This is a genomic window from Moorella naiadis (nom. illeg.), assembly GCF_051020825.1.
Taxonomy (GTDB): domain Bacteria; phylum Bacillota; class DSM-521; order Neomoorellales; family Neomoorellaceae; genus Neomoorella; species Neomoorella naiadis.
Genome location: NZ_JAXGFQ010000080.1, coordinates 1 through 1,208 on the forward strand (window position 1 = coordinate 1; position 1,208 = coordinate 1,208).

Below are 1,208 nucleotides of genomic sequence, written 5' to 3' on the forward strand. Positions count from 1 at the left end.
TTACCGGCACCGAGTAGCGGTTTTTTTCAAACTTGATGAGGCTCAAACTATCCACTTCAGCCATCCTGGTCAGGGCGTAATCAAATTCCCGTGCGGGTAAGCATGTCAGATGCTGCTTTTCGCGGGCCAGGGCTTCCTTCACCGGGGCCGGGTGGTAGCGCAGGTGTTTGTCCTGGTACTGGCGGCACCTTTTATCCAGCTCCGCTTGCAGTTCTTCGAAGCTGTTAACCCGCGGCACCGGGACCAGGACGTTGCGGCGTATATAGCCTACCAGGCCCTCCACCAGCCCCTTTTCATTACCTCCACGGGGATTGCAGAAGTCGGCCCGAAAGGCGTAATGGCTTTTCAGGGCTACAAAGGCCGGCTGTTCCGCCTTGACGTAACGGCCCCAGCCATCCTTAACGGCGGTCTTTAAGTTATCGTAGATCAACCGCCTGGGAACGCCGCCGAAGAAGTTAAAGGACTGGACATGACCGGCCAGGAAGCAGTCGCTGCGCTGGCTGGGAAAAGCGGCTACATAAGGGGCACAACTATGGCAGAGGCGGTAACAGAATAGCTGTACCTTAACTTTCCGCCCAGCGATGATCACAGTTGCTTCGCCCCAGTCTACTTGGGCCGCCTCGCCGGGAGCAAACTCCAGCGGTATGTAAGCCTTGTTGACTTCCGGCCGCAGTTCCCGCACCAGCTGGCGTATGGTGGAATATGAACCCGTAAAACCGTGTTCTTCCACCAGGCGCTGGTAAACCCGTTCGGCAGTATGGCGCTGCTTAGGTGGGGCGTCCTTATCTTTAATGAGCCACTCTCTGACGATTGCTTCTACCGGCCCGGTCACCGGCCGTTCATACTGCCGGGGTTTATTTTCCCAGGGCACGTTTTCGCCTTTACAGTAACGCTTGACGGTGTTGCGGGAAATACCGAGCTTCCTGGCTATTGCCCTTTGGGAAAGCTTTTCCACGGCATAGAGGCGTCTAATTTCTTCGTAGAGGTTAATATCAATCACTCCCTTTCTCCCTCCCTGTTACTAAGAATTTTGCTTGTTTCTTAGTATACAGGAGGGAGGTTCAGGAGTGGATCACTTTTACAATATCAAAATTGCCCGCAATGGATCAGTTTTGTAATGTCATAACTTATATTTGGTGGGCGGGGATGGATCAGTTTTATATTGTCAAAGTGAGCCTTTTTGGATCAGTTTTATTTTACCGCTCACA

The 1,208-nt window shown here is 52.8% G+C and carries 1 protein-coding gene; it reads right to left on the reverse strand.

The genetic code is table 11. The features are described 5' to 3' along the window. A partial coding sequence (gene istA / locus SDD30_RS17370; protein WP_434076188.1) for an IS21 family transposase occupies positions 1-1,000 on the reverse strand: 1,000 nt, incomplete at its 3' end. Positions 1,001-1,208: the final 208 nt, after the last annotated feature.